Origin of the sequence: Polaribacter sargassicola, from assembly GCF_021991835.1 — a bacterium.
GTDB classification, from domain to species: Bacteria; Bacteroidota; Bacteroidia; order Flavobacteriales; family Flavobacteriaceae; genus Polaribacter; species Polaribacter sargassicola.
The window spans coordinates 1-2,062 of record NZ_JAHDAU010000019.1 but is presented as its reverse complement, the minus strand read 5'-3'; the positions used below and the strand labels follow the sequence as shown (position 1 = coordinate 2,062).

Below are 2,062 nucleotides of genomic sequence, written 5' to 3'. Positions count from 1 at the left end.
AACAGACCAAGAAAAATTATTGGATATAAAACACCTAAAGAAATGATGGACTTAGAACTAAAATTTGTAGCTTAGTAACATCAAAAAAACAATACGGTTTGTTGCGTTACAACATTGAATCCAAGCCGTGACTAAAAACAAAAAGTGAAGTTTCTAAAGAAAAATAGAACAAAAAATTGGATAATTAAGTTGTTTAAAATGACTGACCAAAATTTGGCAGAAAAGTATGAAATGGAATCTAAAATTCTATTCTGTATTAAACGAATTGAACAATTAACGGAACTTAAAGCAAAAACTTTTGACATTAATTATCAATCAATCTATAAAACGAAAAGCGGTTTTGAAAAAGCACTAAAATCTAATAAAGAATTGGTTTATTGCTTTGTCGATTTCGATTCTGAAAAAACCGAAACATATTTTTCAATCACAAATCAAATGTTGAATTTAAATGAAAAACCTGAAAAAGAAACAATTGACTTTTGCCTTCAAATAAGCACAAAATATTGCGAGAAAGATTCAATTATAGAATTTAATAGAGTTTTAATAAACGAATTAGATTTTGATTATGGATATACAACTCAATTAAACTCAAATTATGACTCTGGAACTGAAAGAAAAATAAAAAAAGGATTATTTTCAACTTCAGTCAATATTATAGAAAAAGACCATATTTGGACTTCAAATAAAATCAATATTTTAAACGGAACATTAAAGAATTTATATCCAATAAACTATTTGAACAAATCACATTTATCGAACTCAGAACAAAAGAAAATTATATCGGAATTTGGAAATTTAAGTGAAGTCAATAATAGGATTTACAAATGGAATTTAACGGATTTAGAGATAAAGAAACTAAAAAAAACAAAACGAACTGAATTAAAATTAGTTGAATAAAAATAAAAGCCAGTTGCCAACACCGTGTATAATTAATTGCTAGGTTATAGCCTACTTACGAAAATCCTTGCGGATTTTCTATTCGGTTTTTATTTGCTAACTTTAGTGCTTAAACCACGCAACTAACCATACACAAACACGTTGTAGCCAATTTGAGAAAAATGACAATCCGAGAGATATTAAATACAAATGAACACAGACCTTGGAAAATGCCAACTGAAAATTGGAAATTTTATCAAGAGTGGAATAATGCTATATTTCTTCATTGGCAAGTGGAATTAAACGAACTGAAAAAGTTTGTACCGAAAGAATTAGAAATTGACCTTTTTGATGGAAAACCCTGGATTTCAGTTGTTGCTTTTACAATGGAAAAGATAAGACCGAAAAACCTACCTTCCTTTCCACCTATTTCGGATTTTGACGAAATTAATATCCGAACTTATGTGAAATCAAATAACAAAACTGGAGTATATTTTTTGAGCATTGAAGGCGGAAAAAGTTTGTCTTGTAAAGTTGCGAAAGGAATATCTGAACTTCCATATAGATTTACAAAAATAAAACGGACTAAAAACCAATACGAATCAAATAATTCGGAATTTAATGACAAATTAAATATTCAGTTTGAGATTGGAAAAGAAATTACGGAGAAAACGGAATTGGACAAATGGTTGACTGAAAGATACGCTCTTTTTCAAGACACAGAAAAGTCGATTAACGAATTTGAAATTCATCATTTGGAATGGCCAATTAACGAAATTAACTTGAAAAATTTAGAATTTAATTACCCAAAATTTGACAGATTGATTAAAAACAAGCCTAGCAATATCCAATACTCAAAAGGAGTAAAAGTTATTGCTTGGGGAAAGAATAAAAAAGAAAAAACTGGCTACAACACCGTGTATAATTAATTGCTTTTTAAGTGCTTACTTATGAAAATTCCTGCGGAATTTTCTCGGGTTCGTAAAAGTTTGCTAAATTAGTTGCTTAACCACGCAACTAACCATACACAAACACGTTGTATTAAATACAAAAGAATATAGGGTCTATTCAATAACTTAACGCAACAAATCTAAAATTATAGATTTGTAAAATGGAAGTAAAAAAACATAGACGATTAACCCTTAAAGAAAGAGTCATTATTCAGACCCTTTTAAAAGAAAAAAAG

At 28.6% G+C, this 2,062-nt stretch carries 2 protein-coding genes; both read left to right on the top strand.

Features of this window, described 5'->3' with window-relative positions:
• Positions 1–198: 198 nt before the first annotated feature.
• The gene (locus tag KI686_RS15600) at positions 199–897 is read left to right on the top strand and encodes a hypothetical protein (RefSeq protein WP_237590260.1); all 699 of its coding nucleotides are present in this window, start codon (positions 199–201) and stop codon (positions 895–897) included.
• A gap of 161 nt (positions 898–1,058) precedes the next feature.
• A complete protein-coding gene (locus tag KI686_RS15595) occupies positions 1,059–1,805 on the top strand; it encodes a YqjF family protein (RefSeq protein ID WP_237590261.1) in 747 nt (248 codons plus the stop codon).
• Positions 1,806–2,062 lie beyond the last annotated feature (257 nt).